This window comes from Cellulomonas sp. P5_E12 (assembly GCF_054049315.1).
The window spans coordinates 41,577-65,318 of sequence record NZ_JBFUMP010000004.1 but is presented as its reverse complement, the minus strand read 5'-3'; the positions used below and the strand labels follow the sequence as shown (position 1 = coordinate 65,318).

General features: G+C 72.1%; 22 protein-coding genes and 1 tRNA gene. 14 read left to right on the top strand and 9 right to left on the bottom strand.

Features of this window, described 5'->3' with window-relative positions; translation table 11 throughout:
- Positions 1-20: 20 nt before the first annotated feature.
- From ACXJKA_RS04495 to ACXJKA_RS04485, 3 genes are all read right to left on the bottom strand, one after another.
- Entirely contained in the window at positions 21-1,271 is a 1,251-nt protein-coding gene (locus ACXJKA_RS04495) for a hypothetical protein (protein WP_456823980.1), read from the bottom strand.
- Positions 1,264-3,837: a hypothetical protein gene (locus tag ACXJKA_RS04490; RefSeq protein ID WP_456823979.1), complete on the bottom strand. Its 2,574-nt coding sequence runs from the start codon at positions 3,835-3,837 to the stop codon at positions 1,264-1,266. The genes ACXJKA_RS04495 and ACXJKA_RS04490 overlap by 8 nt, the downstream gene beginning before the upstream one ends.
- A gap of 64 nt (positions 3,838-3,901) precedes the next feature.
- A complete protein-coding gene (locus tag ACXJKA_RS04485) occupies positions 3,902-4,129 on the bottom strand; it encodes a hypothetical protein (RefSeq protein WP_456823978.1) in 228 nt (75 codons plus the stop codon).
- Between the two features lie 203 nt (positions 4,130-4,332).
- Here ACXJKA_RS04485 and ACXJKA_RS04480 point away from each other — a divergent pair, with 203 nt between their 5' ends.
- Entirely contained in the window at positions 4,333-5,163 is an 831-nt protein-coding gene (locus ACXJKA_RS04480; protein ID WP_456823977.1) for an AfsR/SARP family transcriptional regulator, read from the top strand.
- Here the strand turns inward: ACXJKA_RS04480 and ACXJKA_RS04475 are convergent.
- Positions 5,108-6,814, bottom strand: coding sequence for a hypothetical protein (locus ACXJKA_RS04475; RefSeq protein ID WP_456823976.1), 1,707 nt, complete (start codon positions 6,812-6,814; stop codon positions 5,108-5,110). The two genes, ACXJKA_RS04480 and ACXJKA_RS04475, sit on opposite strands and share 56 nt — an antisense overlap.
- 176 nt (positions 6,815-6,990) lie before the next feature.
- Between ACXJKA_RS04475 and ACXJKA_RS04470 the strand changes: the two genes are divergently transcribed.
- The 9 genes from ACXJKA_RS04470 to ACXJKA_RS04430 all read left to right on the top strand — a co-directional run bounded on the left by ACXJKA_RS04470 (position 6,991) and on the right by ACXJKA_RS04430 (position 16,427).
- The gene (locus ACXJKA_RS04470; protein ID WP_456823975.1) at positions 6,991-7,341 is read left to right on the top strand and encodes a hypothetical protein; all 351 of its coding nucleotides are present in this window, start codon (positions 6,991-6,993) and stop codon (positions 7,339-7,341) included.
- 63 nt (positions 7,342-7,404) lie between these two features.
- A complete protein-coding gene (locus tag ACXJKA_RS04465) occupies positions 7,405-8,352 on the top strand; it encodes a phosphatase PAP2 family protein (RefSeq protein ID WP_456823974.1) in 948 nt (315 codons plus the stop codon).
- A 70-nt stretch (positions 8,353-8,422) separates the two neighbouring features.
- A complete protein-coding gene (topA, locus tag ACXJKA_RS04460; protein ID WP_456823973.1) occupies positions 8,423-11,152 on the top strand; it encodes a type I DNA topoisomerase in 2,730 nt (909 codons plus the stop codon).
- Between the two features lie 54 nt (positions 11,153-11,206).
- Complete coding sequence (locus tag ACXJKA_RS04455; RefSeq protein ID WP_456823972.1) at positions 11,207-12,214, top strand: Gfo/Idh/MocA family protein; 1,008 nt, start codon at positions 11,207-11,209, stop codon at positions 12,212-12,214.
- Positions 12,215-12,266: 52 nt separating this feature from the next.
- Positions 12,267-12,908: a dTMP kinase gene (tmk, locus tag ACXJKA_RS04450; RefSeq protein WP_456823971.1), complete on the top strand. Its 642-nt coding sequence runs from the start codon at positions 12,267-12,269 to the stop codon at positions 12,906-12,908.
- A complete protein-coding gene (locus ACXJKA_RS04445; RefSeq protein WP_456823970.1) occupies positions 12,905-14,044 on the top strand; it encodes a DNA polymerase III subunit delta' in 1,140 nt (379 codons plus the stop codon). The genes tmk and ACXJKA_RS04445 overlap by 4 nt, the downstream gene beginning before the upstream one ends.
- Positions 14,045-14,147: 103 nt before the next feature.
- On the top strand, positions 14,148-15,716 hold the full coding sequence (locus tag ACXJKA_RS04440; RefSeq protein ID WP_456823969.1) for an alpha/beta hydrolase: 1,569 nt from the start codon (positions 14,148-14,150) through the stop codon (positions 15,714-15,716).
- Positions 15,717-15,767: 51 nt separating this feature from the next.
- Positions 15,768-16,271 (top strand): hypothetical protein, encoded by a 504-nt coding sequence (locus tag ACXJKA_RS04435; RefSeq protein ID WP_456823968.1) that lies wholly within the window; start codon positions 15,768-15,770, stop codon positions 16,269-16,271.
- Between the two features lie 80 nt (positions 16,272-16,351).
- Positions 16,352-16,427, top strand: a tRNA-Thr gene (locus ACXJKA_RS04430).
- 56 nt (positions 16,428-16,483) lie between these two features.
- Here ACXJKA_RS04430 and ACXJKA_RS04425 read toward each other — a convergent pair.
- Complete coding sequence (locus ACXJKA_RS04425; RefSeq protein ID WP_456824136.1) at positions 16,484-16,855, bottom strand: tyrosine-type recombinase/integrase; 372 nt, start codon at positions 16,853-16,855, stop codon at positions 16,484-16,486.
- A 180-nt stretch (positions 16,856-17,035) separates the two neighbouring features.
- Between ACXJKA_RS04425 and ACXJKA_RS04420 the strand changes: the two genes are divergently transcribed.
- Positions 17,036-17,947, top strand: a complete 912-nt coding sequence (locus ACXJKA_RS04420; protein WP_456823967.1) for a hypothetical protein — start codon at positions 17,036-17,038, stop codon at positions 17,945-17,947.
- A 129-nt stretch (positions 17,948-18,076) separates the two neighbouring features.
- Here the strand turns inward: ACXJKA_RS04420 and ACXJKA_RS04415 are convergent, their stop codons facing one another.
- From ACXJKA_RS04415 to ACXJKA_RS04400, 4 genes are read right to left on the bottom strand one after another with little or no spacing between them, the layout of a single operon-like run.
- Positions 18,077-18,781, bottom strand: coding sequence for an alpha/beta fold hydrolase (locus ACXJKA_RS04415; protein ID WP_456823966.1), 705 nt, complete (start codon positions 18,779-18,781; stop codon positions 18,077-18,079).
- 29 nt (positions 18,782-18,810) lie between these two features.
- Positions 18,811-19,191 carry a cupin domain-containing protein gene (locus ACXJKA_RS04410; protein ID WP_456823965.1) on the bottom strand — a complete coding sequence of 127 codons (381 nt, stop codon included), beginning with the start codon at positions 19,189-19,191 and terminating at the stop codon, positions 18,811-18,813.
- Positions 19,192-19,215: 24 nt separating this feature from the next.
- Positions 19,216-20,112 carry an alpha/beta hydrolase gene (locus ACXJKA_RS04405; protein ID WP_456823964.1) on the bottom strand — a complete coding sequence of 299 codons (897 nt, stop codon included), beginning with the start codon at positions 20,110-20,112 and terminating at the stop codon, positions 19,216-19,218.
- 24 nt (positions 20,113-20,136) lie between these two features.
- On the bottom strand, positions 20,137-20,976 hold the full coding sequence (locus ACXJKA_RS04400) for an alpha/beta fold hydrolase (RefSeq protein WP_456823963.1): 840 nt from the start codon (positions 20,974-20,976) through the stop codon (positions 20,137-20,139).
- Positions 20,977-21,113: 137 nt separating this feature from the next.
- Here ACXJKA_RS04400 and ACXJKA_RS04395 point away from each other — a divergent pair, with 137 nt between their 5' ends.
- The 3 genes from ACXJKA_RS04395 (at position 21,114) to ACXJKA_RS04385 (ending at position 23,729) form a co-directional block, all read left to right on the top strand.
- Complete coding sequence (locus ACXJKA_RS04395) at positions 21,114-21,473, top strand: response regulator (RefSeq protein WP_456823962.1); 360 nt, start codon at positions 21,114-21,116, stop codon at positions 21,471-21,473.
- Positions 21,474-21,494: 21 nt separating this feature from the next.
- Positions 21,495-22,160 carry a response regulator transcription factor gene (locus ACXJKA_RS04390; RefSeq protein WP_456823961.1) on the top strand — a complete coding sequence of 222 codons (666 nt, stop codon included), beginning with the start codon at positions 21,495-21,497 and terminating at the stop codon, positions 22,158-22,160.
- 132 nt (positions 22,161-22,292) lie between these two features.
- Positions 22,293-23,729 (top strand): GAF domain-containing sensor histidine kinase, encoded by a 1,437-nt coding sequence (locus ACXJKA_RS04385; RefSeq protein WP_456823960.1) that lies wholly within the window; start codon positions 22,293-22,295, stop codon positions 23,727-23,729.
- The last annotated feature ends 13 nt before the right edge of the window (positions 23,730-23,742 follow it).

Sequence of the window (23,742 nt, the reverse complement as noted above, 5' to 3'; positions counted from 1 at the left end):
CCACGTCCTTCCCCTGGTCATCAGGCGGCGACCGCGCGGTCGCCACCCAGTCGTCGCAGCCAGTCCCGCATGGCTGTCGGCGGTTCGGTCGAGTCGAGCCCACGCAGGACGGTGAGCGAGAGGATGCGCATCGACTCGGTGCGCTGCAGGTAGGTCGACGTGTAGAGGGAGTCACCGGCCCGGTCGGCGAGGCGCTTGAGCTCCGCCGGTGACACCCGCTCCGGATTGGCCAGCTTCGCGAGGTACGTGCCGTGGAAGGCCTGCATGCGGGTCCTGGTGCAGACGTCGACGATCGTGGCGAGCAGCGGCAGGCTCACCGTGCAGATCTCCGCGACCTCGCGCGGAGCCGCGCTCAGCGGGAACCTGTCGAGCCAGCGGGCGCCGAGGTCGTCCCACGGCCCGCCCCCGAACCATGAGCGGCACAGGGCGACGTTCAGCTGCACCCGCAGCGCCGACACCGGGTGCGGGTCGCCGAACGGCATCCGGAACACGGCCGTCGACGGCCCGTCCACCACGGTCGCCAGGGCGGGGACCGGCGCATACCCGAGCAGACAGAAGGCGTACACGTCGGCCGCGACCTCGCTCGCCCACCCGCTCCAGGCCTCCGCCGCGAGAGGGCTGTGCGGCGCAAGGGCCTTGCGCAGCGCCGCGGCGAGCTCCGGCACCCACCCCGCGAGGTGCGCCACCTGGTGCCCCGTCTCGTGCACGAGCGACGTCGGTTGCCACAGGTTGTGGCGCGTGACCTTGATGGCGGCCGCCGGCGAGAGCGACGCGTCCCACAGGCGCGCACCGGCGCGTAGGATCGACGCCCCGAGCCCCTTGTCGAGGTAGGTCAGCACGGGTGGCGTCTCGATCCCGAGCGGCCGCAGCACCTGGTCCATGCTCTGCACGGCGAGCTCGTCGAGCCCCCGCAGGATCGCCGCGATGGTCGGGTTCGCCCGGGTGGTCACCGCGTGGCCGTAGAAGTCGACGATCGCCTCGGCCCTCGCATACTGGCGCCGCAGCGTCAGCAGCTCGGTCCGGACCTGCTTGAGGTCCGCGTCCGTCCGCGCCGCCCGGAGTGAGAACAACAGCCGATCGGCCCTCGCCGTCAGGCGCTTCGCCTGGGCGGTCAGGCTGGCCCGGACGCTCTTGCCGAGGTAGGACTCGAGCTCCCCCCACGTCGCCGACGACGCCGCGACCTCGAGCTCGCCGAGCCCGAGGCAGGCGCGGCGCCAGTGCCGGGCGTCGGATTCGAGCGCGGCAACTTCGATGGCGAAGCGGTCACGCATGGATCCAGCCCGGGTGAGCGACGACCTCCGGCACGGGCACCTGCCCGGGCCTCGTGCCGATGCCGTCGAAGGTGAGGAGCAGGGTCACGCCCTCGGCCGGGTCGGCCACCGCAGCGGACAGCTGCGCACCCCGCTGGGTCAGGTAGCTCGAGAGCCCGCGGCCGGCTGCAGCCGCGACGCGGCCCGCGAGCGTCGCCGCCGCCGCCGGGTCGGTGACGAACCCCGAACGCAGCAGACTTCGGGCGACCCGTGTGCGAAGCCGGGGCAGCAGGACCTCGCGCAGCGACGTCAGCACGGCCGGCAGGTCGCGCTGGCCGGCGGGAGCGGACCGCTGCAGGGCCGCTTGGAGCGTCCGGGCCCGACGTTCCGACAGACGCACGGCGATGCGCATCCGTCGCCGGCCCGGTTCCCAGCGCACGCTCACCTGCCGCCGGGGTCGGCGCGCCTTGCCCGCGGGCAGCTGCGCGACGCGGACGCGAAAGTACCGCTGGCCCGGGCGCGTGTGGGTGACGATCCTGCTGGGCGTGCCCTGCGCCGCGCGCCGTCCCAGACCGGGCTCGCCGAGCAGGACGCCCGCCGCCTCGGGTGTCAGCTCCTGGTACTCGCTCGAGGACGGCGTCTCACCGGCCGGGAGCGTCTCGTCGCGCGTGAGGTGCCCGAGCGACGTCCCCGGCACCGTCTCGTACAGGTCGAGCTCGGTCCGCACCGGCCAACGGTTGACGCCGAGGTCGAGCAGGTACTGCTCGAGCGTCCCCCCGTCCGACCACGGCACCTGCCGGGCGGCCCGCCGGGTGATCGGGACGGCGAAGACGCGCGAGTACTTGCGGAACCGGTACCGCGGTGCGGTGGAACGCGGCATCAGGACCCACATCCCACCCTCCTCCGCGGTCTCCCGCTCGGGCAGGTCGCTGCGCAGCACCCGGTCGGGCAGGTAGGCGGCGGCCGCCTCGGCGAAGGCGCGCTGCACGGCGGCACCGACCTGCAGCGGGTCCCCGAGCTCTTCCGACGACAGCTCGTCCAGCACGCGGTTGACCGTCGCCTCGACTGCCGAGGCCAACGCCTCGCCCGGGAGGGTCGACAGCTCGGTCTGCGACGTGGTCTCCAGACCGAGGGCCGTGAAGGCGAGACCGACGCCGGCACGCGCGATCATCCGGTCCGGTTGCTTGCCGACGACCGCCGCGATGCGCGCGATGTTGGCGGGACCGACGATGTTGCGAATCAGCCCCGCGAGCGGCTGGGCCAGCAGGTCGATGAGCTTGTCGCGCGCTCCGGTGACCTTCAGGCCCAGCTTGATGAGAGGCCGGACCGCCAGCACCGCCGGGAGGAACTCCTGGATCGGCCCCACGGGGTTCTCCCCGGTGTACTCCGTGAGCTGCGCGGCGAGCCGGGCCCGGGCGTCGTCCAGCTGGGAGAGCGCATCTTCGCCGATCCCGGACTCGCCGGCCCCCACCGATTCCCACGACTCGAAGTTCTCGAAGGACTCGGGTTGCCCCGACGACTCGTTGGTCCCGAACGTCTCGAAGCTMTCGACACCACCCTCGTACGTCGTCTCCCACGTATCGGAGAGGCCGGAGCTCTCGAGATAGCTCGCCTCGAGCGCCGAGTCCTCGCCCGTCAGCGCCGAGTCCTCGCCCGTCGGCGCGACGAGCATGGCCGCGACCTCCTCGTCGAAGGTCCGCGCCATCTCGGAGGCGAAGCCGGTCTCGTACGCGCTCTCCAGCGGCGTGTCCTCGCCCGTGAGCTCGCCGATGCCGAGGGCCTTGGTGATGATCGGGACGAAGGGCCGTACCGGTGCCGGCAGCAGCTTGGTCAAAGGCTTCACCAGCTTCTTCAGGACGGCCTTGAGCATGCCGAGCCCGGCCTTCTTCAGCCGGGCGAGCAGCGGGCCGATGAGGTGCTTGCCGATGCCCTTGACGCCCTCGACGACGGTGCCCAAGCCCTTCTTGGCGAGGTCGACGACCCCCTTGAGGGGGTTCTTGGCGATGGCCACCGCCTGCTTGACCAGGCTCTTGGCCTTGTTCGCGAGGCCTCTGACGATCTTGCCGAAGAGCTCCGACTCCAGGGCCGGGTGCGTCTCGAGCGTCTCGAGCAGCTCCGTCAGCTCGTCCTCGGAGATGTTCTCCAGGTTGGCGCTCTCGAGCCCGGACGCGAAGCCGTCGATGGTCCGCTCCCACTCGCTGAGCAGGGGCGCCATCCACTGCGTGAGCGCCTCGCTCGCCTCCGACTCCGACGGGGCGACCGACCACTGCTGCGCGTCGGCGAGCACGCGCGCCGCGCCCTCGTTCATCAGTTCCTCGAGCGCGTCCTCGAAGTCCTCGTCGTGCAGCTGTTCGAGGAGCTCCCGGGCTTCGGACTCGAGCTGCTCGGCCTCGGTGACAGACTCCTGGGTGAAGGGCGACTCGGCGACGAAGTAGCTCTCGAACGGGGCGCCCGACTCCTCGAAGGCGTCCGCGCGCTCGGCCGTCGTCGCCGTCTCAGGCATCGTGGCGGTCCCGGACGTGAAGCCGGCAAAGGGCGAGAAGTACTGGACGTCCTCGCCCTGGGCCGCGTCCTCGTCGACTCGCATGGCCACACCTCCGTGTTGAGCTCCGTTGCCAACTCATGATGGGGAAGCAGGTGCTGCGCCGGCGTCAACGTTCTGTCTCTGCCCGAGCCGGCTGCTGATCGGGCTCGACGGACCGATGGTCACGCAGCTCGGTGAGCACCTCGGCGAACCGGTCAGCCGCCGGCTCGACGTCGCTGAACACCGACTCGACGGCTCGAGCTCCCGGCCCGGCGCTGACGATGATGCGGATGACGAGCCGATCCGGGTCGCGCCAGGCCCGGACCACGATCAGCCGGTTGTCGGAGGTCGTCACCCGGCACACGCTGGCGGGGCCACGTCCACGTGTCCGTCAACGGTCCGTCCAGGCCACCTGCCCGGGCCACCGTCGGGCAGGTGGATGGGCGCCGCAGGGGTCGGCCTCGCCCCGTTGACGGCATGTTGACACCGGGTGAAGCATCAATCGTCAGGCTCGGACCGTAGCGGGGTGAACGGCGCGGTACGACAGGGGGAATCACGGTGGCACCTGCGACAGCTGCGGACGTGGTGACGGTGAACGGCTCCTCGGCCGAGCTCCGGCTTCTCGGCGGCTTCTCGCTGCAGGTCAGCGGCGCGCCCGCCGCGCTGCCCATGCACTCGCGCCGCGTTCTCGCCTACCTCTCGCTGGACCACGTGCAGGGCTACAGCTGCGATCGGGGGGTGCTCGCGGAACGGCTCTGGCCCGATGCGGGGACGGAGCGGTCGCGGGCCAGCCTGCGAACCGCGCTGTGGCGGATCCGCCGGGTCAGCCAGCACCTGGTGCTCGTCCAGCCGGACACCGTCCGGCTCGGGCCCGGGGTCCGGGTTGACGTGCACCAGTTCCGGCAGATCGCCGACCGGATGATCGGCGACGCGGACGGCCACACGGCCGAGTCCGCCCGGGTCATCGCCCGGTCGACCGAGCTGTTGCCCGGGTGGGACGAGTCGTGGCTCGTGCTGGCCCGTGAGCAGCTGCGGCAGGCTCGGCTGCACGCCCTCGAGGCGAGCGCTGCCCACCTGCGCCGCGAGCGGAGGTTCCCTGAGGCGATCGAAGCGATGCTCGACGTCATCGCGGAAGAGCCGTTGCGCGAGAGCGCTCACGCCGCACTCATCGACGCGTACCTCAGCGAGGGCAATGCGTCGGAGGCCATGCGCCAGTTCGACAGCTTCGCGGCGCTGCTCTGGCACGAGCTCGGTATCCGTCCCTCCGACGCCCTCTGCGCACGCGTCGGCCTGGAGCTGACGTCGATCCCGCGCTCCACGGACCATGGTCTGCTCAGCCCGCCGCCCAGGTCGCGGGTACCGGCGCCGGCCGTCTCGCGCTCGGCCTGAGATCCGTGCGCATCATCGCGCGTGCGCGGTAGTCGGCAGGCCCGCCCGACGGGTGCGCCAGGCGGACGTGCACGCCGCCGACGAGGGAGAGGTCGGCCGCGAGCTCGCCCGGACGCCCCAGACCGATCGGCGCCCGCACGTGCAGGACCCGGGCTCGCCCGGGCTGCAGGTCGAAGCCGGCAACGGCCGCCACGTTCGTCGCGGCGTCCGACCGTGCGGGGTCTCCTCCGCCGCGGGCCAGCGAGAACAGCAGGAGGAAGTGGCGGCACGCCTCGGCGCCGGGGTTGCTCACCTGCGCGCTGATCCACGGGCGCCCGTCTGTCCCTTCGCTCACCCACAACCTGTCGAAGCGGACCGGGCTGCCCGGACGGGGGTCGTCGAAGCCGTAGACGAACCGGTGGAAGGCGTCCACGACGGTGACTGCGCCGGTCTCGAGGACGAGGTGCTCCTCGAGCTCCGCCGTCGAGACGCACGTATGACGTCGCTCCCGGAAGAGCCGTCCCATCGCGCGCAGCAGCGGCTCGTGCCCGGACATCGCGGCAAGACCGCCGAACAGGCGACTGCCGTCGCGGTAGGCGGCGGCGTCGGTGTGCCGCTGGAACGGACGACGCGAGCAGAGCTTCGTCGGTGGACGTCGGAAGTCGAGCGGGGCCGGGGCAGCGCCCTGGGTGACGTAGGTGGTGAAGGCCTCGTCCCACCACCCGTCGGCGTCCGACGCCGGCATCGCACCGCGGGCGAACCAGCTGTGCAGCACCTCGTGCGCGAGGGCGCTCGACGACGTGGTCGTGGCGCCCGCGTACTCCATGCCGCCCTCCGCCCCGTGGAAGAAGCAGGTGTACCGGTCCAGGCCGACGCTGCCGAAGGTCGCCTCGTTCCACCCGAGCAGCCGGCCGATCCGCGCGCTCTCGTACGCGAGGTCGTCGGGACGGCCTCTCACCTTCCAGACGTCGATCGCCACCGTGCGTCCGGATCCGCCCAGCACCACTGTTCTGCGAGCGTGGTCGAGCTCGTCAGTCGGCCACAGCTCGAGCATCGGCGAGACCGACGAGCCCCAGGCGGGAAACCTGATGCGCCAGGAGCCGGCGCCGGCGGTGGTGACGGCCCCGTTGGTGATCACGCTGTGGGGCGCCTGCACCCCGGTCAGCGTCACGGCGAGCTCGAACGGGAACTGGTCGAACGGCAGGTTGCTCGGGAACCACATCTCCAGGTGGCGTCCGTCGAACAGGTCGGCCATGCCGAAGGACCACCGCAGCCGTCCTCGGCCCCGGGTGGCGAGCACGGGGGGATAGGCGCCGCCCAGGTCCGAGCGTGGCTGCCCGAGCCGGTACCTGAGCCGCAGCGTGTGTGCCGACTCAGCCTGCTGCGGCAGGTCGAGGACTCGGATCGTCGCATGGGGTCCTTCCCCCACCGACCGGGGACCCAGCCGCGCGGGCGCGACCGGTCGACCGTCGAGCCAGGCCTGGTCGATCGACTGGCGCAGGTCGAACAGCGGGCAGCCCGACGTCGGGCCCACCCGGTAGCTCAACAGGGCGTCCGCGACGCCGCCGCGGGTGCTCGCGTCCAGCACGACACGGACGGTGAGCTGCCGGACGTGGACCGGGACCGCCAGCAGGCCGTCGACCTCACGAGGAGCGGGCGCGTGGACCAGCACGTCGGAACTCTGGCCCGGGGGCGTGCCGGGTTCCGTCAACGGACCGTCTCTACCTGTGGCTGGACACAGCCACAGGTAAAGAGACGGTCACGTCCAGGTAGTCCACAGGGTCCGTGGGTGAAGTGGGTGTCGAGCACGTGGAGCACCACGTGACCGACAGAGCCGGGAGGCCCGCCATGCGCACGGTGACCGCAGCTGAACCCGCACGCGAGGGCATGCCGCCCACCCCCGCCTGGCTCACCGCCAACGTGCGGCCGGCCGGGTCGTTCGGGCGGGCCGACGTCGGGCGGCTGCGCGCGCTTCTGGGTGCGCTGTCGGGGTCGGCGTCGCTCGTGGTGCTCGACCTGGCGGCGGTGAGCCTGCGCAGCGGGCGGGCAGCCGACGCCATCGACGAGGCGGGCTGGGAGCTCGAGCGCCGCGGCGGGTGCCTTCTCTGCATCAACGCCGACGAGGACGTGCGCGCGCGGCTGGGCGGCTGCCTGCACGCGGTCGTCGTCGGCCCCGACGAGCCGCCGCCGGGGGCGTGAGACACCTGCCCGGACCCTGGCACGGCGTCCGGTCCGGACGCCCGGGTGACCTACCGTGGTCCGGTGAGCGACACGCCCGTCATCCCCGCGCCCGTGCGGCCCGCACCGGCCTCCGGGGACCGGCGCGGCGTGGTCGTCGGGATCGCGCTGCTGGTGGCGGTGCTCTCGTTCGCGGGCGTGTACGTGCTGTGGCGGGTGTTCGTCGACACCCTCGCCGGCCAGGAGGTCGAGAACGCGGCCCTCCAGGGTGCTGCGTACGGGCAGACGCAGCTGTGGCGGGTCGCCGAGCGGGTGCTGGACGTCGTCTCCGTCGGGTTCATCGCCCTCGTCCTCATCGCGGCGATGCTCATCGCCGCGCTGCGCCGTCGGTGGTCGCTCGCCCTGCAGGTCGCGGTGCTGATGATCGGCGCCAACCTCACCACGCAGCTGCTGAAGAACGGTGTGTTCTACCGGCCCGAGCTCGGGGTCGAGGCGTCGTACGGCAACACGCTGCCCAGCGGCCACACCACGGCGGCCGCGTCGGTCTCGGCGGCGCTGCTGCTCGTGGTCCCGCCGCGGGTGCGGCCCTGGGCAGCGGTGTTCGGCGCGGGGTACACGACCGCGACGGGCGTCTCGACGCTCATCGGGCAGTGGCACCGGCCGTCCGACGTCGTCGCCGCGGTGCTCGTCGTCCTCGCGTGGACCGCCATCGCCTGCGCCCTGGTCGCCCTCACGCCCGCCCGCCCGTCGACCGCGACCGGTGCGCTGCGGCTGGCGGGGGACCCGCCGCCCACGCCCGCGACGATGCGGGGGGTCGTCGCCGGCCTGCTCGTGGTCGGCGCAGCGGCGGGCGCGTCGGCCGTCGTCGCGCTGTCGCACACGTGGCAGAACCGGGCTGACCTCGAGGCTCGCGCCGAGCAGGTCACCGCCTATCTCGGGGGTGCCGCGGGCGCCCTGATGGCGGCGTGCGTGGCGTTCGCGATCATGCTGGTGCTGCGGCAGGCCGCGTCGTCGCGATTGCCGCGGGCTTGACGGGACGCCGTAGAGTCCCCAACGTCGCGCGGGTCGTCCGGCCCGTCGAAGTCTGAGAAGGGCAAGACCGATGTCTGCAGGGCGCAAGCTCGTGATCGTGGAGTCGCCTGCCAAGGCGCGCACGATCGCCGGGTACCTCGGCGAGGGGTACGACGTCGAGGCGAGCGTCGGGCACATCCGCGACCTGCCCCAGCCCTCGGAGCTGCCGGCGGACATGAAGAAGGGGCCCTTCGGCAAGTTCGCGGTCGACGTCGACAACGGGTTCGCGCCGTACTACGTGGTCGACTCGGACAAGAAGAAGAAGGTCAGCGAGCTCAAGAAGCTCCTCAAGGAGTCGGACGAGCTCTTCCTGGCCACCGATGAGGACCGCGAGGGCGAGGCCATCGCCTGGCACCTGCTGCAGGAGCTCAAGCCCAAGGTCCCCGTCAAGCGCATGGTGTTCCACGAGATCACCCCCGAGGCCATCCAGCGTGCGCTCGCGAACACCCGCGAGCTGGACGACCGCCTGGTCGACGCCCAGGAGACGCGGCGCATCCTCGACCGGCTGTACGGCTACGAGGTCAGCCCCGTGCTGTGGCGCAAGGTCCGCCAGGGCTTGTCCGCCGGGCGCGTGCAGTCCGTCGCCACCCGGCTGGTGGTCGAGCGCGAGCGCGAGCGCATGGCGTTCGTCGCCGCCGACTACTGGGACGTCACCGGGACGTTCGCCGTCCAGGACACGGCCGAGCCGTCCTTCAGCGCGCGCCTGACGTCCGTCGACGGGCAGCGCGTGGCCTCCGGCCGCGACTTCCTGGACACCGGGCAGCTGCGGGCCGCCGACGTCGCCCACCTGGACGAGGCCCGCGCGACCTCGCTGGTGGCCGGCCTGGCCGACTCCGCGTTCTCCGTCTCGTCGCTCGAGACCAAGCCGTACACGCGCCGCCCGGCCGCGCCGTTCACCACCTCGACGCTCCAGCAGGAGGCGTCCCGCAAGCTGCGGATGGCGTCGCGGCAGACCATGCGCACCGCGCAGGGCCTGTACGAGAACGGCTACATCACCTACATGCGTACGGACTCGTCCTCGCTGAGCGCGCAGGCGATCGACGCCGCGCGGCGGCAGGCGTCCGAGCTGTACGGCGCCGAGTACATCCCGGATGCGCCCCGCGTCTACACCAGCAAGGCCAAGGGCGCGCAGGAGGCGCACGAGGCCATCCGCCCCGCCGGCGACCACTTCCGGACCCCCGCGCAGGTGGCCAAGGAGCTGTCGGGCGACCAGTTCCGCCTCTACGAGCTCATCTGGAAGCGGACGGTCGCCTCGCAGATGGCCGACGCCCGCGGTCAGACCGCCTCGGTCCGCCTCGGCGCGACGGCCGCCGACGGCACCGACGTGCTGTTCTCCGCCTCGGGCACCGTCATCACGTTCCGCGGGTTCCTCGCCGCGTACGAGGAGGGTCGCGACGTCTCGCGGTACGCCGAGGAGGCCGACGAGGCCGCGGCGGCGGCGGAGAAGGACGACGCCCGGCTGCCCAAGATGGCCGAGGGCGACCCGCTGTCTGCGTCCGACCTCACGGCCGACGGGCACCGGACCTCACCGCCGCCGCGCTTCACCGAGGCCTCGCTGGTCAAGGCGCTCGAGGAGCGCGGGATCGGCCGCCCGTCGACCTACGCCGCCACGATCTCGGTCATCCAGGACCGCGGGTACGTGACCGGTCGCGGGCAGGCGCTCGTGCCGTCGTGGCTCGCGTTCGCCGTGACGCGGCTGCTGGAGGAGAACTTCGACTGGCTGGTCGACTACGACTTCACGGCCGAGATGGAGGAGGACCTCGACGCCATCGCGGCCGGCGACAAGGACCGGGTGGCCTGGCTGTCGCGGTTCTACTTCGGCGACGGCTCGGGCAACGAGGAGGGCGAGGGCCTGCGGGACCTCGTCGCCAACCTGGGCGAGATCGATGCCCGCGAGGTCAACTCGATCCCGATCGGCGAGGGCATCGTGCTGCGCGTCGGCCGGTACGGCCCGTACCTCGAGGACTCGGCCGCCGAGCCCGGCGAGGACGGCAACCCGCGCCGCGCGTCGGTGCCCGAGGAACTGGCGCCCGACGAGCTGACCGTGGCCAAGGCCCGCGAGCTGCTGGAGACGCAGCCCGAGGGCGACCAGGTGCTGGGCACCGACCCCGTCGCCGGCACGCCGATCGTCGCGCGCAACGGCCGCTACGGCCCGTACGTGACCGAGGTCCTGCCCGACCCCGAGATCGACACGTCGCTGTCGGCCGCCGCCCAGAAGCGCGCGCTCGCCGCGGCGCCCAAGCCGCGGACGGCGTCGCTGTTCAAGTCGATGTCGCTGCAGTCGGTGACGCTGGACGACGCACTGATGCTCCTGTCGCTGCCGCGCGTGGTCGGGGTCGACCCCGAGACCGGCACGGAGATCACGGCCCAGAACGGCCGCTACGGGCCGTACCTGAAGAAGGGCACCGACTCGCGGACGCTCGCGTCCGAGGAGGCGCTCTTCACGACGACCCTCGACGAGGCGCTGGCCATCTACGCGCAGCCCAAGCGGGGCCGCGGGGCGACCGCCGCGCCGCCGCTGCGCGAGCTGGGCGACGACCCGACGTCGGAGAAGCCGATCACGGTCAAGGAGGGGCGCTTCGGCGCCTACGTCACCGACGGGGTCACCAACCGGACCCTGCCGCGCGACCTCACGCCCGAGTCGATCACGCGCGAGCAGGCCGTCGAGCTGCTGGCCGAGAAGCGTGCGTCCGCTCCCGCGAAGAAGAAGGCGCCCGCGCGTCGCGCGCCCGCCAAGGCCAAGGCGGCGACCAAGAAGTAGCGCTGCGCGCAGGGGGACGGCGGGCACGCCGCACACCGCGCTAGGTTGTCGCCCATGGCAGACCGCGCTCAGGACCCTCGCACCGCTCCGCCGATCCGCTGGGGCATCCTCGGCGCCGGCAACATCGCCGCGACGTTCGCCGCGGCCGTGAACGCGCACACGCGCGCGCAGCTGGTCGCGGTGGGGTCGCGCAACCGGGACCGCGCCCAGCGGTTCGCCACGTCCCACCACATCCCGACCACGCACGTGGGCTACCGCGAGCTGGTCGAGGACGAACAGGTGGACGCGGTCTACATCGCGACGCCGCACTCGGAGCACAAGGAGCAGGCGCTGCTCGCCATCCGGGCCGGCAAGCACGTGCTCGTCGAGAAGGCCTTCACGCGCAACGCGGGCGAGGCCGAGGAGGTCTTCGCCGCCGCCCGCCAGGCCGGGGTGTTCGTCATGGAGGCGATGTGGACGCGGTTCCTGCCGCACGTCTACGCGCTGCACCAGGTGATCGACGCCGGCGAGATCGGCGAGATCATCAACCTCTCCGCGGACCACGGCCAGGCGTTCGCGTTCGACCCGGCCAGCCGCCTGTTCGACCCCGCGCTCGCGGGCGGGGCGCTGCTCGACCTCGGGGTGTACCCGGTCTCGTTCGCGCACGACTTCCTCGGCGTGCCGGACGCCGTGCAGGCCGTCGGGCAGCTGACCTCGACGGGCGTCGACGGCCAGATCTCGATCGTGCTGTCGTACGGCGACCGGACGCAGGCGACGCTGTCGACGACGATGTGGGCCAAGACGCCGACCATGGCGCACATCTCGGGCACCGAGGGCAACATCGTGGTCAAGGGCAGCTTCTACGCGCCGACGTCGTTCCGGGTGCAGCGCCTGGACGGCCGTGTCTGGGAGTTCGACCAGCCGGGCACCAAGGGGCTGCAGTACGAGGCGGCCGAGGTGGCCCGTCAGGTCGCCCTCGGCGCCACGGAGAGCCCCCGGATGACGTGGGACCACACGCTCGAGGTGCTCCGGACCATGGACACCGTCCGCTCGCTCATCGGGGTCAGCTACCCGGGCGAGTGAGCCTGTGCGGCGCGCGTCCGTCGTGTCGGCCGCGCCGACTACCCTGGCGCACGTGACCTCGCCCGACGCCCCCTTCCACGCGGGACTCTTCGTCTCCCTCGAGGGCGGCGACGGCGCCGGCAAGTCCACGCAGGCGCGATTGCTCGGCGACTGGCTCACAGGCCTGGGTCGGGAGGTCGTGCTGACCCGGGAGCCGGGCGGCACGGAGCTCGGGAAGCTCCTGCGCGACGCGGTCCTGCACGGTGACCACGTCGACGCCCGGACCGAGGCGCTGCTGTACGCCACCGACCGCGCGCACCACGTCGCCTCGCTCGTGCGCCCCGCGCTCGCCCGCGGCGCGGTCGTCGTCACGGACCGCTACCTCGACTCCTCGGTCGCGTACCAGGGCAGCGGCCGGGACCTGGGGGCCGACGAGGTCGAGCGCCTCTCCCTGTGGGCCGTCGACGGTCTGCTCCCGGCCCTCACCGTGCTGCTGGACCTCGACCCCGTCGCGGGCAAGGCCCGGCTGACGGGGGACCCCGACCGGCTGGAGCGGGCCGGCGACGAGTTCCACCGGCGCACGCGCGAGGCGTTCCTCGGCCGCGCCGAGGCGGAGCCCGGGCGCTGGCTGGTGCTGGACGCGACCCGACCCGTCGACGAGCTGGCCGCGGCGATCCGCGAGCGCGTCGCCGGCGTGCTGGGAATCGCGCTGTGACGAGCGTCTGGGACGACGTCGTCGGGCAGGAGCCGGCTGTCGAGGTGCTGCGCCACGCGATCGAGGACCCGGCCGCCATGACGCACGCCTGGCTGCTCACCGGCCCGCCGGGCTCGGGGCGGTCCAACGCGGCGCGCGCGTTCGCCGCGGCGCTGCAGTGCGCGACCGACGGGTGCGGTGTCTGCCACGACTGCACGACCACCCTGCGCGGCCTGCACCCCGACGTCACCGTCGTCGCGACCGAGGGCGTGTTCATCCGCGCCGAGACCGCCCGCCCGCTGGTGGAGCTCGCGCAGCGGTCGCCGTCCCAGGGCCGGCACCGCGTCATCATCATCGAGGACGCCGACCGCCTGAACGACACGAGCGGCAACTCCCTGCTCAAGGCGATCGAGGAGCCCGCGGGCCGCACCGTCTGGGTGCTGTGCGCGCCGAGCCCGCAGGACGTGCTGGTGACCATCCGGTCCCGCTCGCGATCCGTAGCGCTGCGCGTCCCGCCGGTCGACGCCGTCGCAGCCCTGCTCGTGTCCCGGGACGGCATCGATCCCGCGGTCGCCGCGATCGCGGCCCGCGCCGCCCAGAGCCACGTGGGTATCGCGCGACGGCTCGCCAGGGATCCTGAGGCCCGCGCCCGCCGCAGGGCGGTGCTCGGCATCGCGGCGAAGATCCGGGGCGTCGGCGACGCGGTGCTGGCCGCCGGGGAGCTCGTCGAGACCGCGCAGGCCGACGCGAAGGCCGCCACCGAGCAGCGTGACGCCGACGAGCGCGCGGAGCTGCTCCGGTCCCTGGGGGCCGAGGGCGCCGCGACCCTGCCGCCGGCGCTGCGCACCCAGGTCCGACAGCTCGAGGAGGACCAGAAGAGGCGGGCCACCCGGTCGCAGCGCGACGTCCTCGACCGCGCCATGGTGGACCTGCTCTCGCTCTACCGCGACGTGCTGGTCGTTCAGCTCGGCGCCGGCGTCGAGCTGGTGAACGTCGAGCACGAGGAGTCCGTCCGCACCCTCGCCGAGGCGAGCACGCCGGAGCAGACCCTGCGGCGGATGGACGCCGTCGGGCAGGCGCGCACACGGCTCGCGGGCAACGTCGCGCCACTGCTCGCCGTCGAGGCGATGGCGGTGGCTCTGCGCCCGCAGGGCTGAGCGGGGCGCCCGTCGGCGCCCTCCTGTGCAGATCGGGTGATGGGTGGGTCCCCCGGGTGCCGGACGTGCCGGGAGGCCCAGCAACGGCGGCTACCGTGTGCGCATGCCGTTCTCCGACCGCCCTGCCGCGCCCTCAGGCGCCGCGCGCGACCGACGGCATCGCCTCGTCGCACTCCTCGCCGTCGCCGCCGTCCTGCTCGCCGGGTGCGTCTCGCCGAAGAACCAGGCGGCCGGCCCGACCCCCGGAGCGACGTCGGAGTCGCCGTCCGCGGAGGCCACGGGCGACCTCGGTCGGTTCTACGGGCAGCAGCTCGAGTGGACCACGTGCGCCGAGGGGGAGTGCGCGACGGCGCAGGTCCCGCTCGACTACGCCGACCCCGCCGGCGCCTCGATCGGGATCGCGCTGGCGCGCAGCAGGGCGACGGGCGGTGAGCCCCTGGGGTCGCTGCTGCTCAACCCGGGTGGCCCCGGCGCGTCGGGCGTGAGCTTCCTCGCGCAGGCCAAGGGGATGGTCAGCGAGGACGTCCAGCGGCAGTACGACCTCGTGGCCTTCGACCCCCGCGGCGTCCAGCGCTCCAACCCGGTCCAGTGCGTCGACGACCCGACCCTGGACCGGCTCATCGCGACGGACCCCGACTACTCGACCGACGCCGGCATCCAGGCGGTGATCGACGCCTACGGCGAGCTCGGCGCGGCCTGCCTCCAGAACACCGGTCCGCTGCTCGGGCACGTGGACACCGTGAGCGCGGCGCGCGACCTCGACGTGCTGCGCGCGGCCCTGGGCGACGGCAAGCTCGCCTACCTCGGCTTCTCGTACGGCACCGAGCTGGGCGCCACCTACGCGGCCCTGTTCCCCGAGAAGGTCGGCCGCCTGGTGCTCGACGGGGCGCTGCCCCCCACGCTGACGTCCATCGAGGCGTCGGAAGGCCAGGCCGTCGGCTTCGAGAACGCCCTGCGCGCCTACATCGCGGACTGCCAGGCCGGGCCCAAGTGCCCGTTGACCGGGTCGGTCGACGACGGGCTCGCGCAGGTCCGCGGCCTGCTCGACCGCGCGCGGGTCAACCCGCTGCCCACCAGCAGCGACCGGGACGTCACCAGCTCGCTGGCGTTCTACGGCATCGCGCTCCCCCTGTACGCCAAGTCCTACTGGCCGTACCTCACGCAGGCGCTGACCGAGGCGCTCAAGCAGAACGACGGCACGACGCTGCTCGCCCTCGCCGACCAGTACTCCGACCGTGGCCCGGACGGCACCTACACGACGAACTCCACGGTGGCGTTCGACGCGATCAACTGCGTGGACGACCGCGGCTCCGCCGACTTCGCCGAGATGCGCGCCGAGGCCGCCCAGATCGAGGCTGCCGCACCGACGGTGGGGTCGTTCTTCGGCTATGGCGGGACGCTGTGCGCGAAGTGGCCCGTGCCCGAGGTCGGCGGCCTCGACTCGTACGCGGCCGAGGGCGCGGTGCCGATCCTCGTCGTCGGCACCACCAACGACCCGGCGACGCCCTACAGGTGGGCCGAGCAGCTCGCCGACCTGCTGTCGTCCGGCGTGCTGCTCACGTACGAGGGCGAGGGGCACACGGCCTACGGCTCCTCCAACGACTGCATCGCGAACGCGGTGGACGCCTACCTGCTCTCCGGCACCGTCCCCGCGGAGGGCACGCGCTGCTGACCGGCTCCTCTCCGGTTGCCGGGGGCATGTCGGCGGGCCACCGTGAGGGGCATGGCACCCCTCGCTCCCTCCCTCGGCCACTCCAGCGGCCCGGCCCGACGACGCCCGAGCACGGGGCTCGTGGTGCGCTCGGCGCTGCTCGGCTGGGCTGCCGGCGCGCGCTCGTCACTCGGACCCGGCGCACCCACGATCACCGGCGGACGCGGCCCTCTCGTCCGCACGGGCGCGGCGCTCGGCGTGGTCGGCGAGCTGATCGGGGACAAGCTGCCCACCGCACCGAGCCGTCTCGAGCGCGGCGGCGCCCTGACGCGGGCGGCGTCCGGAGCCATCGGCGCGTCCATGCTCGCCGCCCGCGACCACGCGCGCCCGCTCGTCCCGGCCCTCGCCGGAACCGTCGGAGGCCTGGCCGGGACGTACGGCGGCGCTGCGTGGCGGGCGTGGGCTGTCGGCCGGATGCCGGCCTGGCGCGCGGCCGTCGCCGAGGACGCGGTGGCGCTGACCCTGGCTGCCCTCGCGTGCGCGCCGGGGCGCCCGGTCCGGGCGCTCGAGACGTGACCCCCGACGCTCGCTTTGGAGGGCCGGGGTTCCTCCGGGTACAGTAAGCGGGCTCGCCGGGGACCACGGTTCCCGACGACGCCGCCTTAGCTCAGTCGGCAGAGCGTCTCACTCGTAATGAGAAGGTCAAGAGTTCGATTCTCTTAGGCGGCTCCACACCTGACCTGCGGCTTCACCTTTCGGGGTGAGGCCGCATCGTCGTTCCCGGCTGCTCACGCTAGGGAACTGCTAGGGAGGGCGCGCGAACTGCGCGGCACAAGGTCCGCAGCGGCCTGTGCAGCGGCCGGCCCGACGCCGCCCACGAGGTGGCTGTACGTGTCCGACGTGACGGCCAGTTGGCTGCGCCCGAGGCGCTTGCTGACGACCGTCAGCGGGACGCCCGCCGCGAGCATGAGTGACGCCTGAGCGTGCCGCAGATCGTGGAAGCGGCACGGCCTCAGCGGTGCGCCGTCGACCGTCACCTTCGGCACGAGACGACGGAACGCCTTACCGATGGAGTGATCCATGAGCTGAACTCGTCGGACCCGCGGGGTGGTCGGATGGGCGTGACCTCGGGCACCAGAAGGCCGGGAGCTTGCCGGCAGTGAAGGTCTCGGCTCCGTCGGGAGCTCGGGTACTGCCGTCTACTAGCCCTACGAGGACCGCGATCGAGCCGGGCGACGAGGAGCATGCGGAGTCGGAAGTTGTAGCGGTTGCGGAACTCCAGTTTTCGCGACGTCCGGTCGCCCCTCGCCCCAGGTCGTGCGCGGGGGGACGATGAGGATATGGATACCCCGCGGGGGTCGGGCGAGTTCGAACACGCGGACGAGCTGGCGCGCCTGCGACGACGCGCCTTCGGACCGGATGCTGACATCGTGGGGGATGCGGCGGCTCAGGCTCGGCTCGCCGAACTGGAGGCCGCCCAACGTCGACAGGCGACTCCGGTCGGCGATACCGCCACAGGGGCCCCCGCTCCGATCCCGGAACGCGTCCCGGTCACCGAGACGGTCGAAGGGTCGCGTTCTGCTCCCACGTCGGTCCGTCAGCCTGTCGGCGGGGTGTTCGCCGCGCATGAGCGTGCCGGAACGTCGGTCATCGAGCAAGACACCGCCGAGGGGTCGACCGCCGCAGACTCGATCAACCGAGCCCCCGCGGCACCGTGGTGGCGCCGCCGCTCGTCGATCGTCGCCGGCGTCATCGCGACCCTCGCCCTGAACGTGGCCGTCACCGCGTCGATATCGCAGCTGCTTGCTGATCAGTCCACTCCCATCCCGGCCGAGACAGCGACCGAGGAGACGCCGCCGGTCCCTGATGGGCAGGGAGGTGGGTACTACGTGCCCGCACCGGATCACATGCTCGCACTGAAGTCGGACGGTGCCGCCGCCGATCAGCCGCACGATCCGGGGGGCAAGCTCGACGCTCTAGGGATCAGTCCCGGAGAGCTGAAGCGCTACGAGGACTTCTACGGCCCCGAACCCTGGGACATCAACGTCTGGAGCGGAGAGTCTCGCTACGGCATGACCTGCCTGCTTGTGGCTGTCGCCGGCCAGCCGATCAGCGACGGGGGGCGCGCCGCCGAGGGGTTGTTCCCTCAAAAGCCTCGACACCATCGCAGACATCATGGGGACCGAGAGTCTCACCCGATTGGTGCTCAAGGGCGACCACATCGACGTCTACGTGTACGAGGGTGGCGCTGACCCGAACGCGTCTCAAGGCTAGCTGGGGCGCCGCACCACTGACCCGGTCGACGAGACGCTGGCGCGCCAGGGGCGCCGTACGCCCCAGGTCTTCTCGCACAACGACTCGTGCGAGGTGCCAGGTCGCCGTCACGTCGTCGACGCGGCGGCCTCCAGTACGAGGCCCGCGACGTCGTCCGGGTGCGAGATCCCGACGACATGGGAGGCCCCGGGGATCTGGATGGTACGTCTGGCGCCGGCGCGTTCGGCCATCACCTGGTGAGCGCCCGCGGGGATGTTGCGGTCGTCGGCGCCGAAGATGAACCAGCTCGGGACGGACTGCCACAGCGCGCGGTCGCCGAGGGGCTCGTTGAGGGCGACGGCCGTGACTGGACGCTGGGTGACCGCCATCGCGGCCGCCGTGTCCTCGTCCAGATCGGCACAGAACTGGTGGTGGTACTTGGCCTGGTCGATGTAGAGGTCGACGCCGCCGGACCGGAGCGGAACCTCCACGAGCGTGTCACCCAGGGTCGATCCCGGGGCCAGCGCCGACGCGTCCGCGGCGCTCTCGCCGGGCTGCAGGGCGAACCCGGCGACGAACACGGCGGCGGTGATGTCTCCGGCTCCGGGGTCCACCGCGGTCAGCACGGCGCCGCCGTAGGAGTGGCCGACCAGCACGATCGGGCCGTCCAGGGTCCGGAGGAGATCGTTCAGCGGCGCCGCGTCGGTCGCGACTCCGCGGAGCGGGTTGGCGTAGGCGATGACGCGGTGCCCGCCGGTGCGGAGCGGGCCGATCAGCCCGTTCCAGCTGTCGGAGTCGGCAAACGCGCCGTGAACGAGGACGACAGTGACCATGAGTGCTTCTCCTCGACTCTTGCGTGCGGTCAGGTCTCGAGCGTGGAGACCGGCTCGCCGGTCCGGACGATGTAGGTGGACAGCATCCTCCCCGTGTCCGGGCCGAGGTCGGTCGCGTTGTGGGGCACACCGGGCGGGATGAGGAACCCGTCACCGGCGTTGAGGACCGTCGTGCTTCCGTCGCGACGTTCCATCCGCACCGTGCCGGCGACGATGTAGCCGACCTCCTCGCCCGGGTGGTGATGCCATCCGGACGACACGTCGACGGGGATCTCGGTGAGCACCTGCACGATGTCCCGGCCGGGGATCGAGGAGGTGGCGTGCTGGACCTCGGTGCGCTTGAGGGTCCGGGTGAGCTCGTCGCGGTCCAGCGGACCGGTGTCGCCCGCCTGTTCGGGTGCGGTGGTCATGGCGGTGCCTCTCGTGGGTGCCAGTCAGGACGTGGGGGTGTGGAGCAGCGCAAGCAGTTCCTGTGCCACCTGGTTGGGTTGGTCCTCCACGAGGAAGTGGCTGGCCTCGAGGCCGCGACCCCGGAGGTTGTCGGCCCACGGCGCCCAGACGGCAAGCACGTCGCCGTAGAACCGGGGTAGCGCCCCGGCCGCGCTCCAGAGCACCAGCAACGGGATGATGATCCGCCGACCGGCGGCGCGGTCGTCGTCGTCGTGCCGTCGGTCGATGCCGGCGCCGGCGCGATAGTCCTCGCAGATGCCGTGCACGACCGAGGGGTCGTCCAGGATCTGCCGGTACACCCTCATCAGCTCGTCCGGATACCGGTCGGGGTGCCGGCCCAGGCCGAGGGTCCGGACGTGATGGTCGAAGAACGTCGACGGGTTGCTGTTGATGAGGTCCTCGGGCAGCGGTTCGGGCTGAGCGAGGAAGGCCCAGTGCCAGTAGGTGACGGCCATGCGCGCGTCCGCTCGAGCCCAGACCTCACCGGTGGGCACCACGTCGAAGGCCGCCACGGCGGTGACCGCGTCGGGGTGGTCCAACGCGACTCGGTAGGCGATGCGCCCACCGCGGTCATGGCCGGCCACCGCGAACCGGTCAAGACCCAGCGCTGCCATCAGCTCGACCATGTCGTTCCCGAGCGCGCGTTTGGAGTAGGCGCTGTGGTCGCCCGACGGGCCGGGCCGGAACGACTGGCCGTAACCGGGGAGGTCCACGACGACCACGGTGTGCTCCGCCGTCAGCAGGCCGGCTACCGCGTGCCACATGACGTGGGTCTGCGGGTAGCCGTGCAGCAGCAGCACCGGCGGGCCGTCGCCGCCGACGCGGGCGTAGATCGCGCCCCGGTCGACGTCGACCATCCGGGAGAGGAATCCGTCGAACATGTCGTCACCGGGCTCGCGGATCGGTCACGACGGGTTGGCGAGGAACCGCAGCAGCTCGCGGTTCACCTCGGCGGTGTGGGTGACCGGGTGGATGTGCGGGCCGCCCTCGATCTCGACGTAGCGCGCGGCCGGGAGCGCGTCGTGCGCCCGGCGCCCCTGGCCGTCGACGGACAGGATCCGGTCGGCGGTGCCGTGCATGATCAGGGCGGGCACGTCGACGCGCGCCAGGTCGGCAGTGAAGTCCTCGAGCCATCCCTGCGGGCACGCCCAGGTCGCATACGGGGAGGCGTCTGCGCCGGCCGACCACATCGCCCGGACGGTGTCCGCGCTGACGCGCGTGCCCTGGTAGTCGTCGAGGTTGAGGAAGTTGTCCATCATCCCGGTTAGCCAGGCGAAGCGGTCGTCGAGGATCGCCTGCTGCACACCCTTCACCCCGGCCGCGTCGACACCTTTCGGGTTGTCCGGGCCGTGGGCGAACGTCGGCGTGAGGCTCTCGATGAACACCGCGCTGCGCAGCCGCTCGGTCCCGAACCGTCCGATGTACCGGGCGAGCTCGCCGGTCCCGAGGGAGAAGCTGACGATGCTGACGTCGCGCAGGTCCAGGGTGCGCAGCACCGTGTCGAGATCGCCGCTGAGCGTGTCGAAGTCGTAGCCCGTGGTCGCAGCGCTGGACCGACCGAACCCTCGTCGGTCGTAGTTGACGACCCGAAACCCGGCCTCCAGCAGCGGGTGCAGCTGCGGTTCCCAGGATCTGCCGTCGAAGGGCCACCCGTGCAGCAGGACCACCGGCCGGCCGGAGCCTTGATCCTCGTAGTACAGCTCGACAGGCGCGGAGTTCTCTTCTCCGACTGCGATGGTTCCCATCGTCGCTCCTCGCTCGCGGTCCGTCGCTGAGGTCTTCGACGATGCTCCGCATGCGTCGGGCGCGCGCGGGGGTCTACCGGAGAAAGTCTCCGGAGAACCCGACGGTCGGGCCGGCCGCCCGGGTGGACGATGACACGATGGCTGCCTCCGTGATGGTTGTGGATGACGACGACGGATTCCGCAGCCTGGCGAACAGGATTCTGGCCGACTGCGGGTTCCGTCCGGATAGTGAGGCGCGTAGTGTTTCGGATGCGTTGCAGCAGGTCACGCACCAAATTCCCGATCTCGCCCTCGTCGACATCGACCTTCCTGACGGAAACGGCCTGGAATTGAGCAAGCAGCTGACGGCTCTGCGGTGGAGTGTGCGCGTCGTCCTCGTCTCCGTGGACAGCGACGCCGCCACGCAGAAGGAGGCCACCGACGCGGGGGCGGTCGGGTTCCTCCCCAAGAGCGACCTGTCGTGCGCCTCGCTGCGCTCCCTGCTCGGCGACGGATGACGTGCGATGGACGGTGCGCCCGTGACCGAGCCGGTGCGAGTGTGCGTCGGAGACGATGACGTCCTCCTCCGGCACGGGGTCGTGCGGGTGCTGCGTGATGCGGGACTGGATGTCGTCGCCGAGGCTGGCGACGCCCGCGAACTCCTCGCGCTGACGCTGGCACACCGGCCCGACGTCGCCATCGTCGACATCGGCATGCCACCCCGCCGCGAGGACGACGGCCTGCAGGTGGCGCTCGAGATCCGCCGGCGGTTGCCCGACATCGGGGTCGTGGTGCTGACGCAGCACGACGACCCGCAGTATGCGATGGAGCTGATCGGCGATCGCGTCGACGGCGTGGGTTACCTCCTGAAGGAACGCGTCGGGGATGTCAGCGACTTCAGCGCGGCCGTCGTGCGGGTAGCGCGGGGAGGCACCGCACTCGATCCGACAGTGGTGGCGCACATGGTGCGGCCGCACCGGGTCCCGGACGAGCTTGCACTCCTCACCGAGCGCGAGCTGGCGGTGCTGGGGGCGATGGCCGAGGGCCAGTCGAACGTCGGGATCGCGCGAGCGCTGATGATCAGCGTCGCGGCCGTGGAGAAGCACGTGACCGCCATCTTCCGGAAGCTCGAGGTGAACTCGGACGCCGGCGGGCACCGCCGCGTCCAGGCGGTTCTTCGCTTCCTGTCCCCGCAACGGACCTGAGCCGTGAGCACCGCCACCGCGGGGACGCCGGACCTCCCACCGACCGGTGTGGAGGAGGACCCGACGGACGTAGCCAAAGTTCCCATGGATGAGGTGCGCCGACTCGTCCACGAGGAGCTGTCCCTGCGTCGCGTGGCGGAGGTCGTCGCCACGGCCGGACCATCCGACGACATCCTCAGCGCCATCTGTCGAGCGGCGTCGGACCAGCTGGACGGCCAGGCGATCACCCTGCTCCAGTTCGTGACTGCCGACACGATCGTTGCGGTCGCCACCTACGGTGGACCGGTTCCGCCCGGGGTACGAGTCGTTCACCAGCCGGGCTCCATGTCTGAGCAGGTGGCGCGGACCAACCAGGCGGTACGGGTAGACGACTTCGCGCGTCTTTCCAGCGCCGGCATCGTCGGAAAGTACGGCATCCGAGCCGGCGTCGGGGTCCCGATCATCATCGACGGCCGGGTGTGGGGGATGTTCTCGGCGACGTCTCAGATCGGACCGCTGCCGCTCGACACCGAGACCCGGTTGGAGGGCTTCGCGCAGCTGATGTGGGCGGCCATCGCCACCACGGACGCTCGCGAAAGTCTGCAACGACTCGTCGACGAACAGGCGGCACTGCGTCACGTGGCCGAGCTCGTCGCACGCGAGTCACCACCGTCCACGGTCATCGACGCAGTAGTCCGGGAAGCCACTCGCGTCCTGGATGCCTCCTCGGCCGCCGTGATCCGCGACGAGGGGCCCGCATCCTCGATCGTCGCCGAATCTCATGTCCGCGCCGAGGCCGGCGAGCAGCACGCCGAAGCCCCGGTCCTCGTCGACGGAGAACGGTGGGGCACGCTCACGGTGACCTCAGCCGCCACGGGCCACCCGGTCGACCACGACCGGCTCAAGCCGTTTGCGGACCTCATCGCCGCCGCGATCGCCAACGCCAAGAACCGAGACGGCCTCACCCGGTCCCGCGCGCGCGTCATCGCGGCCGCGGACGACGCACGCCGCCGCCTGCAACGCGACGTCCACGACGGCGCTCAGCAACGGCTGGTCCACACGATCATCACTCTGAAGCTGGCCAGAGACCGCGCCGTCGGCGGAGGCGACGTCGCCGATCTGCTGGCCGAAGCGCTGACCAACGCGGAAGACGCAAACCGCCAGCTGCGTGACGTCGTCCGCGGGATCCTGCCCGCGTCGCTCACCCGCGCCGGGCTCGCCGCAGGGATCGAATCGCTCATCTCAGGTACACCCATCCCCGTCGATGTGGACCTGGACATCCCGCGGCTGGGGACGGCCGTCGAGACCACCGGCTACTTCACCGTCGCCGAGGCGATCAACAACGCCGTCAAGCACTCTCGGGGCACTCGTATCCGAGTCATCGGCACGATCGGCGAGGACGGCGGCGAGCTCGTCCTCACCGTCGAGGACGACGGCATCGGCGGCGCGGACCCTGCTCGTGGATCGGGATTGACGGGCCTCAGGGACCGCATCGACGCCAGCAACGGGACGATCACCATCACCAGCTTGCCCCAGGCCGGCACCGTGATCACAGCCCGCATCCCCCTAGGTGCCGGTGGCACTCCATGAGCCGCCGCATCGA

What these genes read in the sequence shown, in the direction of transcription:
- ACXJKA_RS04435 (WP_456823968.1), top strand. Translation starts at nt 15,768, where the DNA reads ATGGCACCCCTCGCTCCCTCCCTCGGCCACTCCAGCGGCCCGGCCCGA.
- ACXJKA_RS04440 (WP_456823969.1), top strand. Translation starts at nt 14,148, where the DNA reads ATGCCGTTCTCCGACCGCCCTGCCGCGCCCTCAGGCGCCGCGCGCGAC.
- ACXJKA_RS04400 (WP_456823963.1), bottom strand. Translation starts at nt 20,976, where the DNA reads ATGGGAACCATCGCAGTCGGAGAAGAGAACTCCGCGCCTGTCGAGCTG.
- ACXJKA_RS04455 (WP_456823972.1), top strand. Translation starts at nt 11,207, where the DNA reads ATGGCAGACCGCGCTCAGGACCCTCGCACCGCTCCGCCGATCCGCTGG.
- topA (WP_456823973.1), top strand. Translation starts at nt 8,423, where the DNA reads ATGTCTGCAGGGCGCAAGCTCGTGATCGTGGAGTCGCCTGCCAAGGCG.
- ACXJKA_RS04470 (WP_456823975.1), top strand. Translation starts at nt 6,991, where the DNA reads ATGCGCACGGTGACCGCAGCTGAACCCGCACGCGAGGGCATGCCGCCC.
- ACXJKA_RS04495 (WP_456823980.1), bottom strand. Translation starts at nt 1,271, where the DNA reads ATGCGTGACCGCTTCGCCATCGAAGTTGCCGCGCTCGAATCCGACGCC.
- ACXJKA_RS04420 (WP_456823967.1), top strand. Translation starts at nt 17,036, where the DNA reads ATGGATACCCCGCGGGGGTCGGGCGAGTTCGAACACGCGGACGAGCTG.
- ACXJKA_RS04415 (WP_456823966.1), bottom strand. Translation starts at nt 18,781, where the DNA reads ATGGTCACTGTCGTCCTCGTTCACGGCGCGTTTGCCGACTCCGACAGC.
- ACXJKA_RS04395 (WP_456823962.1), top strand. Translation starts at nt 21,114, where the DNA reads ATGGCTGCCTCCGTGATGGTTGTGGATGACGACGACGGATTCCGCAGC.
- ACXJKA_RS04405 (WP_456823964.1), bottom strand. Translation starts at nt 20,112, where the DNA reads ATGTTCGACGGATTCCTCTCCCGGATGGTCGACGTCGACCGGGGCGCG.
- ACXJKA_RS04410 (WP_456823965.1), bottom strand. Translation starts at nt 19,191, where the DNA reads ATGACCACCGCACCCGAACAGGCGGGCGACACCGGTCCGCTGGACCGC.